Below are 221 nucleotides of genomic sequence, written 5' to 3' on the forward strand. Positions count from 1 at the left end.
AACCTTCGAAAACCTCGAGCTCGGTGGTTCGGCCACTGTTCAGATTGCTGACACCGAAAGCGAAGTCATTGCGACCCTCACCGCCGACAAGACCACCGTCTCCGAAGGCGGTGAGATCACTTACACCGTTACTCTGACCAATGCCCAAGGCCTTGACGTCAAAGGCCACGGCGGTCTGACCTTCACTCTTTCGGATGGCACCAAGGTGACCGTTCCGGCTG

Annotated in this window: 1 protein-coding gene; it reads left to right on the plus strand. The window is 57.5% G+C overall.

Annotated elements, in window-relative coordinates; genetic code table 11:
• On the plus strand, positions 1-221 hold a 221-nt coding region (locus IAE40_RS25625), incomplete at both ends, for an immunoglobulin-like domain-containing protein (protein ID WP_325167295.1).

Origin of the sequence: Pseudomonas sp. S44 (assembly GCF_016624805.1) — a bacterium.
GTDB lineage: Bacteria > Pseudomonadota > Gammaproteobacteria > Pseudomonadales > Pseudomonadaceae > Aquipseudomonas > Aquipseudomonas machongensis.